The sequence below is a fragment of the Acidovorax sp. Root217 genome, assembly GCF_001428645.1.
Lineage (GTDB): Bacteria > Pseudomonadota > Gammaproteobacteria > Burkholderiales > Burkholderiaceae_C > Acidovorax.
In genome coordinates this window covers 402438-418789 of the sequence record NZ_LMIH01000012.1, presented here as the reverse complement: position 1 = coordinate 418789, position 16352 = coordinate 402438, and the positions used below count along the sequence as shown (strand labels likewise).

Here is a 16352-nt window from a genome sequence, read left to right as displayed (position 1 = left end):
AGGCAGCGCAGGGAGTTCTTCGGCGTCACCCCAGGACCGAGCATCGCAGGCTGCCCCCTCGCCCACCGGGCGAGGGGGACACGGGCAGCGGGGTCGCCTTTCTTTGGGGTACCTTTCTTTGGCGACTCAAAGAAAGGTACCTCGGCCGCCGGGCCGAGACCCGGCTCCCGCCCTCAAAAAAGGCATGCGGCAGGCAACGGCCACAAGCAATCAAATCAATCGCCAAAGTTTCGATTTCAGATCACCAGCCTCCACCTCCAAAGCCTCCACCATCCACCCCACCTCATCCAACGCCGCCCGGTACAACGGCAACACCAGGCTCACACTGAACGGCACCGAAAACCCCACCCTGCGCACCACCACCCCCTGCCCCGCCACGGCCAGCGCCGTGAGCGGATTAACGATGGCCACCCCCAGCCCCCGCTGCACCATCGCGCACACCGCCACCGCGCTGTGCGTTTCCATGCGCATCTGCCGCTGCACGCCGGCCTCGGCAAACAGGGCGTCGATCTGGCGGCGGTACGGGTCGTCGGCCGAGAGGCTCACGAACGGCTGATCGGCAAAGTCGGCCAGCTGCAGCACGGGCCTTGCAGCGAGCGCATGGCCTGCAGGCAGCACGGCCACCTCGTCCAAGGTCAGCAGCCGCTGCGAGCGCGTACCGGGCGGGGTGGAGACCTGCTCGCTCAGTGCCATGTCGAAGCGCTGCGCCGTCATCCACTCTTCCAGCAAAGGCGGTTCCTGGGGCGTGACGGAGACCCGGGCGCCAGGGTGCTCCACCAGCATGCGCGCGGCGGCGCCGGGCAGCAACGCATGGGACAGCGCGGGCAGGCACAACACGGACAGGGACTGTGCAGCACCGGCAGAGCGCCCCAGCGCCACGGCCCGGTCCACCACGCGGTCCAGGCCCTGCCAGGAGCGCTGCACCTCCTCCCACAGCGCCAGAGCCCGCGCATGGGGGCGCAGGCGGCCCTGCACGCGGTCGAACAGGCTGTAGCCCAGCAGCGACTCCAGGCGCGCCAGCTCACGGCTCACCGTCGGCTGCGAGGTGTGCAACAACTCGGCGGCACCTGTGGCGCTGCCGGCCAGCATGACGGCGCGGAACACTTCGACATGGCGGTGGCCGATCCGCGGGGCGCTGTTGTCAGGGGGGTGGGGCATGCGCCAAGCATATCCAAATTGAATAGCATCCACAAAACAAGCATTGGACTGGATGACTGGAGGGCGGCATGATCCGGCCCATCGCACCCCTTGCCTCGCCCTTTCCTGGAGCCGTTTCCATGTCCAACCCCTTCCCCCCCGCCCAGCTGCAGTCCCTGGCCGAGCAGTTCGGCACCCCGCTGTGGATCTACGACGCCGCCACCATCCGCCAGCGCATCGCCCAGGTGTCCAACTTCGACACCGTGCGCTTCGCGCAGAAGGCCTGCTCCAACATCCACATCCTCAAGCTCATGCGCGAGCAGGGCGTGAAGGTGGATGCTGTCTCGCGCGGCGAGATCTTGCGCGCGCTGGCGGCCGGCTACCAAGCCGGTGGTGAGCCCTCGGAGATCGTGTTCACGGCCGACCTGTTCGATGCCGACACCCTGGCCTGCGTGGTCGAGCATGGCGTGCCGGTCAACGCCGGCTCCATCGACATGCTGCACCAGCTGGGCCAGGCCTCGCCGGGCCACGCGGTGTGGCTGCGCATCAACCCCGGCTTCGGCCATGGCCACAGCAACAAGACCAACACCGGCGGCGAGCACAGCAAGCACGGTATCTGGCACACCGACCTGCCCGCGGCGCTGGCCGCCATAAGGCAGCACGGCCTGGCGCTCACGGGCCTGCACATGCACATCGGCTCGGGCGTGGACTACGTCCACCTGGCTGAAGTCTGCGGCGCCATGGTGGAGCTGGTGCGCACGGCGCATGCGGCCGGACACGACCTGCACGCCATCTCGGCGGGCGGCGGCCTGTCCATCCCGTACCGCAGCGGCGACCCGGTGATCGACACGCAGCACTACCATGGCCTGTGGGACACGGCGCGCCAGCAGGCCGAGGCCATCGTCGGCCACAAGCTCGGGCTGGAGATCGAGCCCGGGCGCTTCCTGGTGGCCGAGTCGGGGGTTCTGCTGGGCGAGGTGCGCGCCACCAAGAACGCGGGCAACAACCACTTCGTTCTGGTGGACACGGGCTTCAACGAGCTGATGCGCCCCTCCATGTACGGCAGCTACCACGCCATGCAGGTACTGCGCCGCGATGGCGGCACGGCAGCCGCGCGCCCCACGGTAGTGGCTGGCCCGCTGTGCGAGTCGGGCGACGTGTTCACCCAGGGCGATGGCGGCGTGGTGCTGCCGCGCGACCTGCCGGCGGCCCAGGTGGGCGACCTGCTGGTGATCCATGACACGGGCGCCTACGGCGCCTCCATGTCCTCCAACTACAACACGCGCCCGCTGATCGCCGAAGTGCTGGTAGACGGGGGCCAGGCCAGGCTGATCCGCCGGCGCCAGACCGTGCAGGAGCTGCTGGCACTGGAAGAAGGTCTGTAAACACGGCGCGCAGGCATGGCGCCGCCCCCTGCAAGGCCGGTAGGCTCGGACCTACGCAGGGGTGCCGCGTTGGAGGACAGGCGAGTCCAGGAGGCGGGAATACAGTGGAGTCACTTATCCACTTCCACCCGTTTCCAAGGAGATCACCATGCCCATCATTCTCTGGCTGCTCGGCGTCCCACTGTCCCTCGTCCTGTTGTTGATGCTGTTCGGGGTGCTTTGATCCCGTGCCCCACGGGGCACCGTGCCCACCGCACAAAGCCGTATCCGCCTCCCAAGGGCGGATGCGGCTTTTTTGCTGTGCAGCACCGTTTGCGCAGGCCACTTCACCATTGATCGCCACCTGCGTTTTAATGTTTGCCGATGGCCCCCGTCGCCGCTACGCTGGTTGCTTCCATGCCCTGGTCCACTCCTTTCGGCGCGTCAGACAAGGTACATGGAGACACCGCAAGGAGCCTGCCATGCAAGTGGACGAACGGACCATCTTCGAACTGGAATACCCGGGCGAGTACCTGAGCCGCCTGGGCACTACCGAGACCAAGACCTGCAAGATCCGCCTGTCGCGCAAGGGCCAGGGCCTTTTGGCGCGCATGTACGCCAGCAGGGGCTACAAAATGCAGGCCACACTGACGCACGACTTCGACCTGAGCAGCCTGGTGGTGCAGATCGATGGTCAGCCCGCAGGCACCATCTCCGTGCGGCTCGATGACGGAGACCTGGCTGCGGCGGAGCAGTTTCCCGAATTCATCGGCGAGTTGCGCGCGCGCGGCGCCCGCATCTGCGAGATCGGCAAGCTCGCCATGGACCCGGGCGTGCGCTCCAAGCAGGTGCTGGGCGCCATCTTCCACATCGCCTTCATCGTGGCCTTCCGCGCACGCCGGGCGACCGATATCGTGATCGAGGTGAACCCGCGCCATGCACCGTTCTACATGCGCATGCTGCGCTTCGACCCGGTGGGATCGGCGCGCCTGTGCCAGCGCGTGGGCGCCCCGGCCGTGCTGCTGCACATGGATGGCAACAAGGGGCGCCGCCTGATCGACCAGTTCGGCGGCCGGCCCGGCCTGTCGGCGCAGGAGCGCAGTTTCTATCCCTATTTCTTCCACCCCGATGACGAGGAGGGGCTGCTGCGCCGCCTCTCGGCGGGCAATTGATCAAATTTCTTCGCGCGGGCCGCGGCCCATGAGCTGCGCGACCGCCTCTGCAGGCTGCAGCCGGCCATCGAGCAGGGCCACCACGGCATCGGTGATGGGCATGTCCACCCCCAGCAACCGGGCGCGCTGCGCCACCGTACGTGCGCTGTAGACGCCTTCGGCCACATGGCCGAGCGATTCCACGGCCTGCGCAAGCGTCTGTCCCTGCGCCAGCAGCAGGCCCACGCGGCGATTGCGCGAAAGATCGCCTGTGGCGGTCAGCACGAGGTCACCCAGGCCCGACAGGCCCATGAAGGTATCGGCCCGCGCGCCCAGCGCCAGGCCCAGCCGCGTCATCTCGGCCAGGCCGCGCGTGATGAGCGCAGCGCGGGCATTTAGGCCCAGTTCCAGCCCATCGCACAGGCCGGTGGCGATGGACAGCACGTTCTTCACTGCCCCGCCGACTTCCACGCCCACGATGTCCTCGTTGGCATAGACGCGCACGCTGGGGCTGTGGAATGCATCCACCAGGGCATCGCGCACGCTGGCGTGCTCGCTGGCCGCCACCAGGGCCGTGGGCTGGCCTCGGGCGACTTCCTGGGCGAAGCTGGGGCCACTCAGGGCCCCGGCCTTGAGCTGGGGTGCGACATCGGCCCGTACTTCGTGGGCCAGCAGGCCGAAACGGCCAGGCGCGTCGCCGGCCACCGATTCAAAGCCCTTGCACAGCCAGGCCACGGGTGCCGAACAGTCGCGCAGCGCCTGCAGCATGCCACGCAGGGCCGACATGGGCGTGGCCACGATGACCAGATCGGCCGCGCCTGCGGGCGCGGCAAAGTCCCCGCCGGCCAGCGCCAGCGTGGGGGGAAAGGCCATGCCGGGAAGGTAGCGCGCATTCTCGCGGCCCGCCTGCATGCCGGCCAGTTGCGCGGCGTCGCGCGCCCACAGCGTAACGGCATGGCCGGCAGGGTGCTGCGCGGCGCCCATGGCCACGGCAGAGCCCCAGGCGCCTGCGCCCAGAACAAGGATTTTCATAGGGGAATGAGACGGCGGGGACGGCATGCTGCGTCCCCGCGGACCACGCTTACTGCGTGATGATGGGCGACGGATTGCCCGCAGCCGCAGCCTGTTGCTGTTCGAACATGGCCTGGAAGTTGATTTCGGCCAAGTGCACAGGCGGGAAGCCGGCGCGGTTGATCAGGTCGGCCACGTTGCCGCGCAGGTAGGGGTACACGATCTGCGGGCAGGCGATGCCCATGATGGCGCCCATCTGGTCTTCAGGGATGTTGCGGATCTCGAAGATGCCAGCCTGCTTGGCTTCGACCAGGAACACGGTCTTGTCCTTGACCTTGGTCTGCACCGTGGCGGTCACGGCCACTTCGAAGATGCCTTCGGCCACGGGAGTGGCTTCCACGCCCAGCTGGATGTCCACGCTCGGTTGTTCCTGCTCCAGCAGGATGCCGGGCGAGTTCGGTTGTTCCAGCGACATGTCCTTGAGGTAAACGCGCTGGATCTGGAAAACGGGGTTCTCTTGGTCGGCCATGGTTGACAAGTCTCTTGTGCTCAGAACGAGCGTGTGTGGCAAAACAAAACCCGCCGGGGAAGAGCTCCCGCAGCGGGCACATGGGGCTGCATTATGCAGCGCCCGGGAACGGGCCTAAACGATCACTGCGCACCCAGCAATGGCATCAGGCCACCGCGCCCATCCAGCGCCACCAGGTCATCGTGGCCGCCGACATGGGTGTCGCCAATGAAAATCTGGGGCACGGTACGGCGCCCGGTGATCTCCATCATGGTGTTGCGGGCCGCTGGGTCGGTGTCGATGCGGATCTCCTCGATCTGCTCCACGCCCTTGGACTTGAGGATCTGCTTGGCACGGATGCAGTAGGGGCAGACGGCGGTGGTGTACATCTTCACGGGTTGCATGGCGGGCATCTTTCGTAGAGGGGCTGCTGCGGCGGCGGGGGGGCGCAAGGCGCCCATGCCTTTTATCTAGGGGCTTCTCAGACCTTTTCAACCGGCATGCTGGCTTCGCGCCAGGCCTTGAGGCCACCGGCCAGGGCCTGGACGTTCTCGTAGCCGAGCTTCTTGGCGATGCCCACGGCGCGGTTGGCGCGCGCGCCCGTGGCGCATACCAGCACCAGCGGCAGGGCCTTGTTCTTCACCGTGGTCGGCAGGCGCTCTTCGAGCTGGTTCAGGGGGACGTTCTTGGCACCACCCACGTGGCCGGCCGCGAATTCCTCGGTCTCGCAGACGTCGATGACGACGGCCTTTTCGCGGTTGATGAGCTGCACGGCACCAGCGGGCGAAAGCGTGCCACCACTGGCGTTCTTGAGCAAAGGCCACATCAGCATGCCGCCCGAAGCCAGTGCAACGAAGAACAGATACCAGTTGTCGATAATGAATTTCACGGGGATTCCTTGGGTTGGCGAACAGCGCAATTTTAGAATGTATGGTTTTGACCCGCTTCTCCAAGGGAAACCATGCACAAACTCGTACTGATCCGCCACGGCGAATCCACCTGGAACCTGGAAAACCGCTTTACCGGCTGGACCGACGTGGACCTCACCCCCACCGGCGTGGACCAGGCCAAGAACGCTGGCCGCCTGCTCAAGGCGGAGGGGTACGAGTTCGACGTGGCCTACACCAGCGTGCTCAAGCGCGCCACGCGCACGCTGTGGCACACCCTGGACGAGATGGACCGCACCTGGCTGCCCGTGGTGCACAGCTGGCGCCTGAACGAGCGCCACTACGGCGCCCTGCAGGGCCTGAACAAGGCCGACATGGCCAAGCAGTACGGCGATGCCCAGGTGCTGGTGTGGCGCCGCAGCTACGACACCCCCCCGCCAGCACTGGAAGCCACGGACCCACGCAGCGAGCGCAGCGACGTGCGCTACGCGCGGCTGGAAGCCGGCCAGGTGCCGCTGACCGAATGCCTCAAGGACACCGTGGCGCGCGTGCTGCCCTTCTGGAGCGAATCCATCGCTCCGGCCATCCAGGGCGGCAAGCGCGTGGTGGTGGCGGCGCACGGCAACTCGATCCGCGCCCTGGTCAAGTACCTGGACAACATCTCGGACGATGCGATCGTGGGCCTGAACATTCCCAACGGGATTCCACTGGTATACGAGCTCGATGCCGACCACAAGCCCATACGCCACTACTATCTGGGTGACGCTGAAGCGGCGGCCAAGGCCGCTGCGGCAGTCGCTTCGCAAGGCAAGGCGTAAGAAAGGGCGTGAAGCGGGTGTAAAGCCCGCTGATAAAACCCTTAAAACGCCTGAAAGCGAGTCCCGGCGCGGAACTGCGGCGGGTTTGGCCCTTCCAAGGTGTATATTGACGCGGCAAAAGGTGTTCTATGGGCCAAAAACTCAAAATTGCAGGATGGGTATCGGTAGGCGTGGTGGCCGGAGCGCTCACCACGGTGTCATTGCAGACCGTCGCGCGCGGCGCCATGACCCCACTGCCTCTGGAAGAAATCCAGCAACTCTCGGCCGTGTTCGGCCTGGTCAAGACCGACTATGTCGAGCCGGTGGACGACAAGAAGCTCATCACCGATGCCATCTCCGGCATGGTGGCCAGCCTGGACCCCCACTCGCAGTATTTCGACAAGAAGTCCTTCAAGGAATTCCGCGAAGGTACGTCGGGCCGCTTCGTCGGCGTGGGCATCGAGATCACGCAGGAGGATGGGCTCATCAAGGTGGTCTCCCCCATCGAAGGCTCGCCCGCGTTCCGCGCTGGCCTCAAGCCCAACGACCTGATCACCCAGATCGATGAAACGGCCGTGAAGGGCCTGGCGCTCAACGACGCCGTCAAGCGCATGCGCGGCGAGCCCAACACCAAGGTCACGCTCACCATCTTCCGCAAGGACGAGAGCCGCACCTTCCCGGTGACCATCACGCGCGAAGAGATCAAGACCCAGTCCGTCAAGGGCAAGGTGATCGAACCCGGCTACGCGTGGATCCGCCTGTCGCAGTTCCAGGAACGCACGGTCGACGACTTCGTGCGCAAGATGGAAGAGATGTACAAGCAGGACCCCAACATCAAGGGCCTGGTGCTCGACCTGCGCAACGACCCGGGTGGCCTGCTCGACGCGGCCGTGGCCATCTCGGCCGCCTTCCTGCCCGACAACGTCACGGTGGTCACCACCAACGGCCAGTTGGCCGAGAGCAAGTCCACCTACAAGGCAGCGCCCGAGTACTACCAGCGCCGCAGCGGCGGCGACCCGCTGCGCCGCCTGCCCGCCTCCATCAAGTCGGTGCCCATGGTGGTGCTGGTGAATGAAGGCTCGGCCTCGGCCAGCGAAATCGTGGCCGGCGCGCTGCAGGACCACAAGCGTGCCACCATCATGGGCAGCCAGACCTTCGGCAAGGGCTCGGTGCAGACCGTGCGTCCCCTGGGCCCGGACACGGGCATCAAGCTAACCACGGCGCGCTACTACACGCCGAGCGGCAAGTCGATCCAGGCCAAGGGCATCGTGCCCGACGTGATGATCGACGAGTCCGAGGAAGGCAACGTGTTCGCCGCCCTGCGCATGCGCGAAGCCGACCTGGACAAGCACCTGGGCAGCGGCCAGGGCGAGGAAAAGAAAGACGCCGCCCGTGAAAAGGCCCGCGAAGAAGCCCGCAAACGCCTGGAAGAAGAGGCCAAGAAGCCGGCCGCCGACCGCAAGGCGCCCGAGTTCGGCACCGACAAGGACTTCCAGCTCGTGCAGGCCCTGAACCAGCTCAAGGGCCGCCCCGTGCTGGTCAGCAAGACGCTGACCGAGCGCAAGGAAGACAAGAAGGAAAACTGAGCTCTTCGCTGAGCGCAGCCCAAACCCGCACAAGGCCGGCCTCCCCAGGGAGTCCGGCCTTTTTCACGCCTGCCATCGCGCGCAGGCAATCTCCCGCACAATCGCAGCCCGACCTGCAGCACCCAACCTCGCCCCATGACCGACGACCAACTCCTGCGCTATTCGCGCCACATCCTGCTCGACGAGATCGGCATCGAGGGGCAGGAGCGCGTGCTGGCCGCGCATGCCGTCATCATCGGCGCCGGGGGCCTGGGCTCGCCTGCGGCGCTGTACCTGGGCTCCGCCGGAGTGGGCCGCATCACGCTGGTAGACGACGACACGGTGGACCTGACCAACCTGCAGCGCCAGATCGCGCACACCACGGCGCGCGTGGGCACGCCCAAGGTGCAGTCGGCCGCGCAGGCGGTGGCGGCCATCAACCCCGAAGTCCAGGTCCGGGCCATCAAGGCCCGCGCCGATGCGGCCCTGCTGGGCGAACTGCTGCCCGGCGCCAGCGTGGTGCTGGACTGCAGCGACAACTACGCCACCCGCCATGCGGTCAACGCAGCCTGCGTGCGCCACGGCGTGCCGCTGGTGGCGGGGGCGGCGATCCGCTTCGATGGCCAGATCACGGTGATCGACCCGCGCAACGGCAAGGCACCCTGCTACGCCTGCATCTTCCCGCCGGACGCGCAGTTCGAGGAGGTCAGCTGCGCGCTCATGGGGGTGTTCGCGCCCCTGGTCGGCATCATCGGGACCATGCAGGCGGCTGAGGCGCTGAAGCTGATCACCGGGGTGGGCACCACGCTGGCCGGGCGGCTGATGATGCTGGATGGCCGCTCGATGGAATGGAGCACCATGCACGTGGAGCGAGCACCCGGATGTGTTGTGTGTGCGTCACCGTAGGAGCACTCCTACACAGCCTGCGTGCAGCCGCTGTCAGAATGTAAGAGGCACTTCGGTTAAATTCAGAACCGGGCCAACGCTTGGCTGCACCGACCGTCACCTGGATCCGTAGTGAAACTCCGCACGTACATCGTTGAAGACAATGCCACCATCCGCGAGAACCTCATCGGTACTCTGGAAGAACTGGCATCCGTCGAGGCGGTGGGGGTGGCGGAAACCGAAGACGAAGGCAAGGGCTGGCTCACCGGCCACCAGGAACAGTGGGACTTGGCCATCGTGGACCTGTTCCTGCGCCAAGGCAGTGGCCTGGGCGTGCTGGCCGCCTGCCGCGACCGCAGGCCCCACCAGAAGATGGTGGTGCTGAGCAACTATGCCACCCCCGACATCCGCATGCGCTGCGCCCAACTGGGCGTGGATGCGGTGTTCGACAAATCCAACGAAATCGATGCCCTGGTGGACTACTGCATAGAGCATGGCAGCGTACACCCCTCCCCCGACGCCCGCACGCCCGTGCGCGGCACGCCTTGAGCGCGCTGGCGCACCGCCAGCACGCACTCTAGCCTTGATGAAGAAGCGCGCCTGCCTGGGCAGGGCAAGGGCGGCGCGGAAGCTGCGGCCCCCTTGCAGCCAGGTGGCCTTGCGCTCAATCGATCAGGCGGTTCTTGAGCGCGTAGTAGGTCAGGTCGCTGTTGGACGACAGGCTCATCTTTTCCATCAGGCGCGTGCGGTAGGTGCTTACCGTCTTCACGCTCAGCGACAGCGACTTGGCGATGTCACCGGCCGTCTCGCCCTTGGCCAGCTTGAGGAACACCTGGAACTCGCGCTCCGACAACTGCTCGTGCGGCGGGGCGTCGTCCTTGCGGTTGAGCTGCTGGGCCAGCAGGTCCGCCACGGCGGGCGTGAGGTAGCGTTTGCCCAGGGCGATGATGCGGATGGCTTCCACGATCTCGGAGGGGTCGCATTCCTTGTTCAGGTAGCCGCTGGCCCCCTGGCGGATGAGATTGATGGCGTAATGCTCCTCCGGGTAGCCGCTGAGGATCAAAATACCCATGTCGGGCGCCTTGGCGCGCAGCATGGCCAGCGCATCCAGGCCGCTCTGGCCGGGCATGGACAGATCCATCAGCAGCACGTCGATTTCGTGGGTGCGCACCAGGTCGATGGCTTCGCGGCCGTTGGAGGCCTCGCCTTCCACGCGCAGGTCCACGTGCTCGGACAGGAACTGGCGAAGTCCGGAGCGAACAATTGCATGGTCATCCACAATGCCGATCTTGATCATTGAGCGTTCTTTCGGGGAGAAGGCTTGCCCCTCCCAATTTTTGTTGAATGCACCTGCGTTCAGATCACCCGCCATTTGGCAGCGCCGTCAGCTGGTCTGTGGACATTATCCAGAATAACGCATATGAATTTGCATGAGATCTCCAAGGACTTGCTTCCCAAAGTCCGCAAAATGGCCCTGAGCCTGCCGATGGCACTGCTCGCGGCCATGGTGCTGGTGGGGATCAACGAGGTCGGCCACATGCGATCGCAGGGCGCCGTCACGCAGATGGCCCATGGCCAGGTGACGCACGGGGCCTTGAACCGGCTGCTGCAGAGCATGCTCGATGCCGAGACCGGGCAGCGTGGCTACCTGCTCACCGGCAACGACCGCTACCTCGAACCCTACGACAAGGCGCTGGCCAGCGTGCAGCAGGACCTCGACAACCTGCGCAACCAGTTCCTCGACTCGCCCGACGACATGCAGGAGCTGTCGCTGCTGTCGCGCCAGATCTCGCGCAAGCTCGCCGAGATGGAGCTCAGCCTCAAACTGCGCCGCCAGGGCAACGAAGATGCCTGGAAGTTCATCCTGCACACCGACGTGGGCATGGAGAACATGGAGGCCATCCGCAAGCATGCACAGGCCCTCATCGACCGCAGCGCGGTCGTTGTCAAGCAGGGGCAGGCGCAGGTGCTGCGCTCGCTGATGCTCTCGCGCATCGGCATCGCCACCGTCACCGCCATCGGGCTGCTGGCGTTCTTCATGTACCTGCGCCAGGCCACCGCGCTGCAGCAGTTCAGCCTGCGCGAGCAACTGCTGCTGGAGCGCGAGCGCGACCGGCTCGAAGGCCTGGTGCGCGAGCGCACGGCCACGCTGTCCGAGCTGGCCAGCCACCTGCAGCAGGTGCGCGAAGACGAACGGGGGCACCTGGCGCGCGAACTGCACGACGAACTGGGCGCCCTGCTCACGGCGGCCAAGCTCGACGTGGCGCGCCTCAAATCCAAGATCGACATCCAGGTGCCCGAGATTGCCGAGCGCCTGCGCCACCTGACCGAGACGCTCAACAGCGGCATTGCATTGAAGCGCCGCATCATCGAAGACCTGCGCCCCTCGTCGCTGTCCAACCTGGGGCTGACGGCCGCCATCGAGATCCTCGCGCGCGAGTACGGCGAACGCGCCGGCATCGAGGTGGAAACCAGCCTGGAGCCTGTACAACTGCCCGACACCACGCAACTGACCGTCTACCGGCTGGTGCAGGAATCGCTCACCAACATCGGCAAATACGCCAAGGCGCAGAAGGTGCTGGTCTCGGTGCACAGCCACCCCAAGCATGTGGCCGTGCAGGTGCGCGACGACGGCCAGGGGTTCGACCCGGCCAGCGTGAGCCCGTCCTCCCATGGCCTGGCCGGCATGCGCCACCGCGTGGAGGCGGCCGGAGGGCGCCTGACCATCACCTCGCGGCCTGGCAATGGCGCGCTGGTCTCGGCCATTCTGCCGCTGCAGCACAGCCCCGCCTGACCGGCGCGCAGCAGGCACACCTGCCCCGTCCTGAAAGCCTTTTCCCCTGCCGCAACAGCAGGCCGGGGGCAAGAGCAATCCCCGGCTCGCCAGCCCACGACCCGCCCGGCTCCATCCAGCAAGCCGCTGTCCTACAAGGCGGGCGTCCAGCCACCGACAAAACGGCGCGCCGGCCACCGGCATCCTGCCCGACACCGGCCACCTACATTGGAGTCAGGCGCCAACGAAAGGCGCTAACTGAACCTCTCGCCGGATGTCCGGCCCCAATGGAGAAGCACATGCTGCACTACGCCGTCGTTTTTCTGGTCATCGCACTGATCGCAGCCCTCTTCGGCTTCGGCGGCATTGCCGCAGGTGCCGTGGGTATCGCCAAGATCCTGTTCTTCGTGTTCGTGATCATGGCCGTTGTCACCTTCGTCGTGGGCCTGCTGCGAAGGGGCTGAAAAGCCCCCTCCCAGCTTGCCGACCATCCCATCGTCTACACCAAGGAGTGAACCAATGACCATCCAATCCGCCACCAACAAGGTTGCCGAAAGCGCCCGCACCCTGACCGACGACGTGCTGCAAAGCGCCCAGGATGCAGTGCAAAGCACGCGCAACCTCGCCAATGGATCACTGGACAAGGCAGAAAGCAAGGTCCGTGCGCTGCGCCGGGAAGCCGACCCTGCCATCGACGATCTCGCCGCACGCGCCCAGGAACTGGCCAGCCGCAGCATCGACTACGCGGCCGAAGCCAGCGCCCGCGCCCGCCGCCAGGTGCAGGACGTGGCCGATGCGACCAGCAAGTACGTGGCCGAGCAGCCCGGCAAGTCGATCGTCATCGCTGCCGGCGTGGGGGCCCTGACCGCCAGCCTGATCCTGTGGGCATCGCGCCGCCGCAGCTATTGAATCCAGCCGGCGGGCAAGCACCCGCCGACGAACCCGAAATTTACTGGGACAGGGGCCACAGGCCAGTGTTCCAGAACCTACAGTCAGCCGGTCATGGAGGGTGCATAAGACCTGTTGATTGAAATTGCCAAAGCACCCGCGTTCCCAATACCACTGAAGAAGGAAAAACCATGAAATACGCACGTGCCCTCGCCTTTGCCGCAGTTGCCGGCCTCACCATCGTCACCGCCACGGGCTGCTCGGTGGCACGCGACCAGCAAACTGTGGGCTCCTACGTCGATGACGCAGGCATCACCACCGCCGTGAAGGCCAAGATGGCTGAAGACAAGTCCGTTTCCGCCACCTCGATCAGCGTGGAAACGCTCAACGGCACGGTACAGCTGTCGGGCTTCGCCAAGTCCGCCTCCGAGAAGAACCAGGCTGAAAACATTGCCCGCAACACCAAGCATGTGCGCGAAGTGCGCAACAGCATCGTCGTTCGTCCCTGAACGACGACCTCCATCGGCCGGTGAAAACCGCTGATGGCCCAAAAGCAGGCTCCGGCTTCACCGCCGGGCCTGCTTTTGCCATTGCGGCATGGCTTGTAGCCCCATTTGCATGGAAGACCCTCCATTGAGTCCACTGTCGCACCGCGTCTGGGTTTAAGCTCAGCCCATGCGGGTATTCAATTGCGACCACTGCGGTCATCTGGTGTTTTTCGACAGCGTGCAATGCCTGCACTGTGGCAGCGCGCTGGCTTTTCTGCCAGACCAGCAGACGATGGCGGCGCTGACGCCGGCCCCCCAGGATGGCCCTGACCTGTGGCGGCGCCTGGGTGAGCGGGGTACAGCGCAGTACAGCGGCCGGCTGTACCGCATGTGCCACAACCACACCACCTACGACGCATGCAATTTCGCCGTGCCGTCCAACGACTATGCCCAGCTGTGCGTGTCGTGCCGGCAGACGCGCCTGCTGCCTGATCTGTCGGACATGGCCAACCTGCGCCGCTGGAAACAGATCGAGGGCGCCAAGCGCCAGCTGTTCTACACCCTCGCCCGCCTGGGGCTGGAGCCGGCCCCAGGCCGCTACGGGCCGGTTTTCGAGTTCCTGGCCGATATGCTGGGGGGCCCCGCCATCCTCACCGGCCACCAGGGCGGCACCATCACCCTCAACGTGGCCGAAGCCGATGACGACGAGCGTGCACGCCGGCGCATCGCGCTGGGCGAACCTTACCGCACCCTGATCGGCCACCTGCGCCATGAGTCCGGCCATTTCTACTGGGACCAGCTGGTGCGCGATGGCCACCGGCTGGACGCGTTCCGCGCAGTGTTCGGTGACGAGCGGCAGGACTACGCCGCCGCGCTCGATGCGCACTATGCCAAGGGCAGCAATGGCAACGACTGGTTCCTGAACCATGTCAGCGCCTATGCCGCCGCCCACCCATGGGAAGACTGGGCCGAAACCTGGGCCCACTACCTGCACATGGTGGACCTGCTGGAAACCGCTGCCAGCTACCAGACCGCAGTGACCGTGCCCGACCCGCACATGGCCATGCGCCACCATGTGACCGACCCGTTCGTGGCCAACCACCCGGACTTTCACGACATGGTGCGCCAATGGGTGCCGCTGACCTTGCTGCTCAACAGCCTCAACCGCAGCCTCGGGCAGGACGATGCCTACCCGTTTGCCCTGTCTTCCGGGGCCATGGTCAAGCTGCGCTTCGTGCACGACATCGTGCAGGGAGCACAGTCCAGCGGCAGCAGCAACGCGCCAGCCCACCCGGCCACCAGCGCAGTGGGGTGAGCGGCAGGAAGGCCCCGCCCCTGCGCTGTCCCTGATGATGACGACCCCGACGACGATGACTGCCATGACGACCAATCCGCCTCCCAGCCCTGCTCCGCAACTGCTGCTGATTCCAGGCTTGGCGGGCGACGCGACCATGTGGCGCTTTCAGCGCGCGGTACTGCCAGCGGCCTTGCGCCCGGAGATCACCGAAGTGCACACCCGGCCCGAAGCCACGACCGTGCAGGCCATGGCGGCCCTGTTGCTCGCCCAATACCCCGGCCCCCTGCTGCTGTGCGGCGCCTCGATGGGCGGCATGATCGCCATGGAAGCAGCCCGGCAGGCACCGGGCCGAGTGGTCGGGCTGGCCCTGCTGGGCACCACCGCCCGACCGGAGACCCCCGAGATGCAGGCGCTGCGCGAAGCGGCCATCGCGCTGTTCGAGCAGGGGCGCGTGCGCGAGGTGATCGAGCCCAACGTGGCCTTCGCCTTTCACCCCAGCGGCGCGGCGCGGGCCGACCTGGTGCAGGACTACCTGGATTTCGTGCTGCGCGCAGGCGCCGAGCAACTGGTGCGCCAGAACCGCGCCGTCATCGTGCGCCCGGACGCCCGCCTGCACCTTCCCCAGGTGAAATGCCCCGTGCTGGTGGTCTGCGGCGAAGCGGACCAGCTCACGCCGCTGGTCTGCTCCGAGGAGATCGCGGGCCTGGTCCCTGGCGCCGAATTCGAGGTGGTGGCCGACTGCGGCCACATGCTGACCATGGAGCGGCCCGAGGTGGTCAACACGCTGCTCACCCAGTGGCTGCAGCGCGGCGGCTGGACGGGCTGACCCCTCAGGTCTGGGGCGCCAGGCTGCGCACCTTCACGGCCAGACGCTCCTGCACCGAGGGCGAGACGAACTTGGTCACCTCGCCGCCCAGCACCGCGATTTCGCGCACAAAGGTGCTGCTGATGAACTGGTACTTGTCGCTGGGGGTCAGGAACACGGTTTCCACCTGGGGCATCAGGCTGCGGTTCATGCCGGCGAGCTGAAACTCGTAGTCGAAGTCGGTCACGGCGCGCAGGCCGCGCACCATGGCCTTGCCGCCGCGCGACACGACGAAGTCGCGCAGCAGGCCCGAAAAACTTTCCACCTGCACCTGGGGGTAGCCCTTGACCGCCTCGCGCACCATGTCGATGCGCTCTTCCAGGCTGAACAAGGTCTTCTTGTGGTGGCCGGCCGCCACGGCGACGATCACGCGTTCGAACAACTGGGTGGCCCTGCGCACCACGTCTTCATGGCCCAGGGTGATGGGGTCAAAGGTTCCGGGATAGACGGCGAGCACGTTCTGGGCCATGGCGGGTTGTCTCCTGTACGGCGGAATTGGCACTGGCCCCGGCCTCTTGTGGGCCTGCCGGGCCGCTTGGGCGCATTATGCAGTGCACTGCAACATGGAGCCTGGCTACAGCCTTTTCGGCGCTGCGTCGGAGCGAAATCGGGAGGGGTGGATGCTGCGGGTGCGCCGCATGGGCTACGCTCGTTCAAACAGCCGGAGCGTTCAATCGCCGATTTCGCCCCGACCCTTCGGGCAAGTGCCTTGCCGGGCGGTCTGCGGCGTTGCGGC

Annotated in this window: 19 protein-coding genes; 12 read left to right on the top strand and 7 right to left on the bottom strand. The window is 66.2% G+C overall.

Features of this window, described 5'->3' with window-relative positions; translation table 11 throughout:
* Window positions 1–210 precede the first annotated feature (210 nt).
* Window positions 211–1158, bottom strand: a complete 948-nt coding sequence (locus ASE31_RS12065) for a LysR family transcriptional regulator (RefSeq protein WP_057201873.1) — start codon at window positions 1156–1158, stop codon at window positions 211–213.
* A gap of 119 nt (window positions 1159–1277) precedes the next feature.
* On the opposite strand from ASE31_RS12065, the gene lysA reads away from it, so the two are divergent.
* Together lysA and ASE31_RS12055 are read left to right on the top strand one after the other, a co-directional pair.
* Complete coding sequence (lysA, locus tag ASE31_RS12060; protein WP_057201872.1) at window positions 1278–2522, top strand: diaminopimelate decarboxylase; 1245 nt, start codon at window positions 1278–1280, stop codon at window positions 2520–2522.
* A gap of 461 nt (window positions 2523–2983) precedes the next feature.
* Window positions 2984–3673 (top strand): hypothetical protein, encoded by a 690-nt coding sequence (locus ASE31_RS12055; protein ID WP_057201871.1) that lies wholly within the window; start codon window positions 2984–2986, stop codon window positions 3671–3673.
* Here ASE31_RS12055 and ASE31_RS12050 read toward each other — a convergent pair whose 3' ends face one another.
* The 4 genes from ASE31_RS12050 to ASE31_RS12035 all read right to left on the bottom strand — a co-directional run bounded on the left by ASE31_RS12050 (window position 3674) and on the right by ASE31_RS12035 (window position 6060).
* Window positions 3674–4684: an NAD(P)H-dependent glycerol-3-phosphate dehydrogenase gene (locus ASE31_RS12050; RefSeq protein ID WP_057201870.1), complete on the bottom strand. Its 1011-nt coding sequence runs from the start codon at window positions 4682–4684 to the stop codon at window positions 3674–3676.
* Between the two features lie 49 nt (window positions 4685–4733).
* Window positions 4734–5192, bottom strand: a complete 459-nt coding sequence (gene secB, locus ASE31_RS12045; protein ID WP_057201869.1) for a protein-export chaperone SecB — start codon at window positions 5190–5192, stop codon at window positions 4734–4736.
* 122 nt (window positions 5193–5314) lie between these two features.
* On the bottom strand, window positions 5315–5575 hold the full coding sequence (gene grxC, locus ASE31_RS12040) for a glutaredoxin 3 (RefSeq protein WP_057202502.1): 261 nt from the start codon (window positions 5573–5575) through the stop codon (window positions 5315–5317).
* Between the two features lie 77 nt (window positions 5576–5652).
* Window positions 5653–6060: a rhodanese-like domain-containing protein gene (locus tag ASE31_RS12035; RefSeq protein WP_057201868.1), complete on the bottom strand. Its 408-nt coding sequence runs from the start codon at window positions 6058–6060 to the stop codon at window positions 5653–5655.
* Window positions 6061–6132: 72 nt separating this feature from the next.
* On the opposite strand from ASE31_RS12035, the gene gpmA reads away from it, so the two are divergent.
* From gpmA to ASE31_RS12015, 4 genes are all read left to right on the top strand, one after another.
* Window positions 6133–6876, top strand: a complete 744-nt coding sequence (gene gpmA / locus ASE31_RS12030; protein WP_057201867.1) for a 2,3-diphosphoglycerate-dependent phosphoglycerate mutase — start codon at window positions 6133–6135, stop codon at window positions 6874–6876.
* Between the two features lie 128 nt (window positions 6877–7004).
* On the top strand, window positions 7005–8441 hold the full coding sequence (locus tag ASE31_RS12025) for a S41 family peptidase (RefSeq protein ID WP_057201866.1): 1437 nt from the start codon (window positions 7005–7007) through the stop codon (window positions 8439–8441).
* A 135-nt stretch (window positions 8442–8576) separates the two neighbouring features.
* On the top strand, window positions 8577–9326 hold the full coding sequence (locus tag ASE31_RS12020) for a molybdopterin-synthase adenylyltransferase MoeB (protein ID WP_057201865.1): 750 nt from the start codon (window positions 8577–8579) through the stop codon (window positions 9324–9326).
* A gap of 111 nt (window positions 9327–9437) precedes the next feature.
* Window positions 9438–9854, top strand: coding sequence for a response regulator (locus ASE31_RS12015; RefSeq protein WP_057201864.1), 417 nt, complete (start codon window positions 9438–9440; stop codon window positions 9852–9854).
* Window positions 9855–9969: 115 nt separating this feature from the next.
* Here ASE31_RS12015 and ASE31_RS12010 read toward each other — a convergent pair whose 3' ends face one another.
* Window positions 9970–10602 carry a response regulator transcription factor gene (locus ASE31_RS12010; protein ID WP_057201863.1) on the bottom strand — a complete coding sequence of 211 codons (633 nt, stop codon included), beginning with the start codon at window positions 10600–10602 and terminating at the stop codon, window positions 9970–9972.
* 123 nt (window positions 10603–10725) lie between these two features.
* On the opposite strand from ASE31_RS12010, the gene ASE31_RS12005 reads away from it, so the two are divergent.
* The 6 genes from ASE31_RS12005 (at window position 10726) to ASE31_RS11985 (ending at window position 15577) form a co-directional block, all read left to right on the top strand.
* Entirely contained in the window at window positions 10726–12099 is a 1374-nt protein-coding gene (locus tag ASE31_RS12005; RefSeq protein ID WP_057201862.1) for a CHASE3 domain-containing protein, read from the top strand.
* Between the two features lie 278 nt (window positions 12100–12377).
* Window positions 12378–12542: a DUF1328 domain-containing protein gene (locus ASE31_RS31010; protein ID WP_082604153.1), complete on the top strand. Its 165-nt coding sequence runs from the start codon at window positions 12378–12380 to the stop codon at window positions 12540–12542.
* 55 nt (window positions 12543–12597) lie between these two features.
* On the top strand, window positions 12598–12987 hold the full coding sequence (locus tag ASE31_RS12000) for a DUF883 family protein (protein ID WP_057201861.1): 390 nt from the start codon (window positions 12598–12600) through the stop codon (window positions 12985–12987).
* 170 nt (window positions 12988–13157) lie between these two features.
* Window positions 13158–13475 carry a BON domain-containing protein gene (locus tag ASE31_RS11995; protein WP_057201860.1) on the top strand — a complete coding sequence of 106 codons (318 nt, stop codon included), beginning with the start codon at window positions 13158–13160 and terminating at the stop codon, window positions 13473–13475.
* A gap of 166 nt (window positions 13476–13641) precedes the next feature.
* Entirely contained in the window at window positions 13642–14769 is a 1128-nt protein-coding gene (locus tag ASE31_RS11990) for a putative zinc-binding metallopeptidase (protein WP_057201859.1), read from the top strand.
* A gap of 64 nt (window positions 14770–14833) precedes the next feature.
* On the top strand, window positions 14834–15577 hold the full coding sequence (locus ASE31_RS11985; RefSeq protein WP_057202500.1) for an alpha/beta fold hydrolase: 744 nt from the start codon (window positions 14834–14836) through the stop codon (window positions 15575–15577).
* A 4-nt stretch (window positions 15578–15581) separates the two neighbouring features.
* Here the strand turns inward: ASE31_RS11985 and coaD are convergent, their stop codons facing one another.
* Window positions 15582–16085 (bottom strand): pantetheine-phosphate adenylyltransferase, encoded by a 504-nt coding sequence (gene coaD, locus ASE31_RS11980; protein ID WP_057201858.1) that lies wholly within the window; start codon window positions 16083–16085, stop codon window positions 15582–15584.
* Window positions 16086–16352 lie beyond the last annotated feature (267 nt).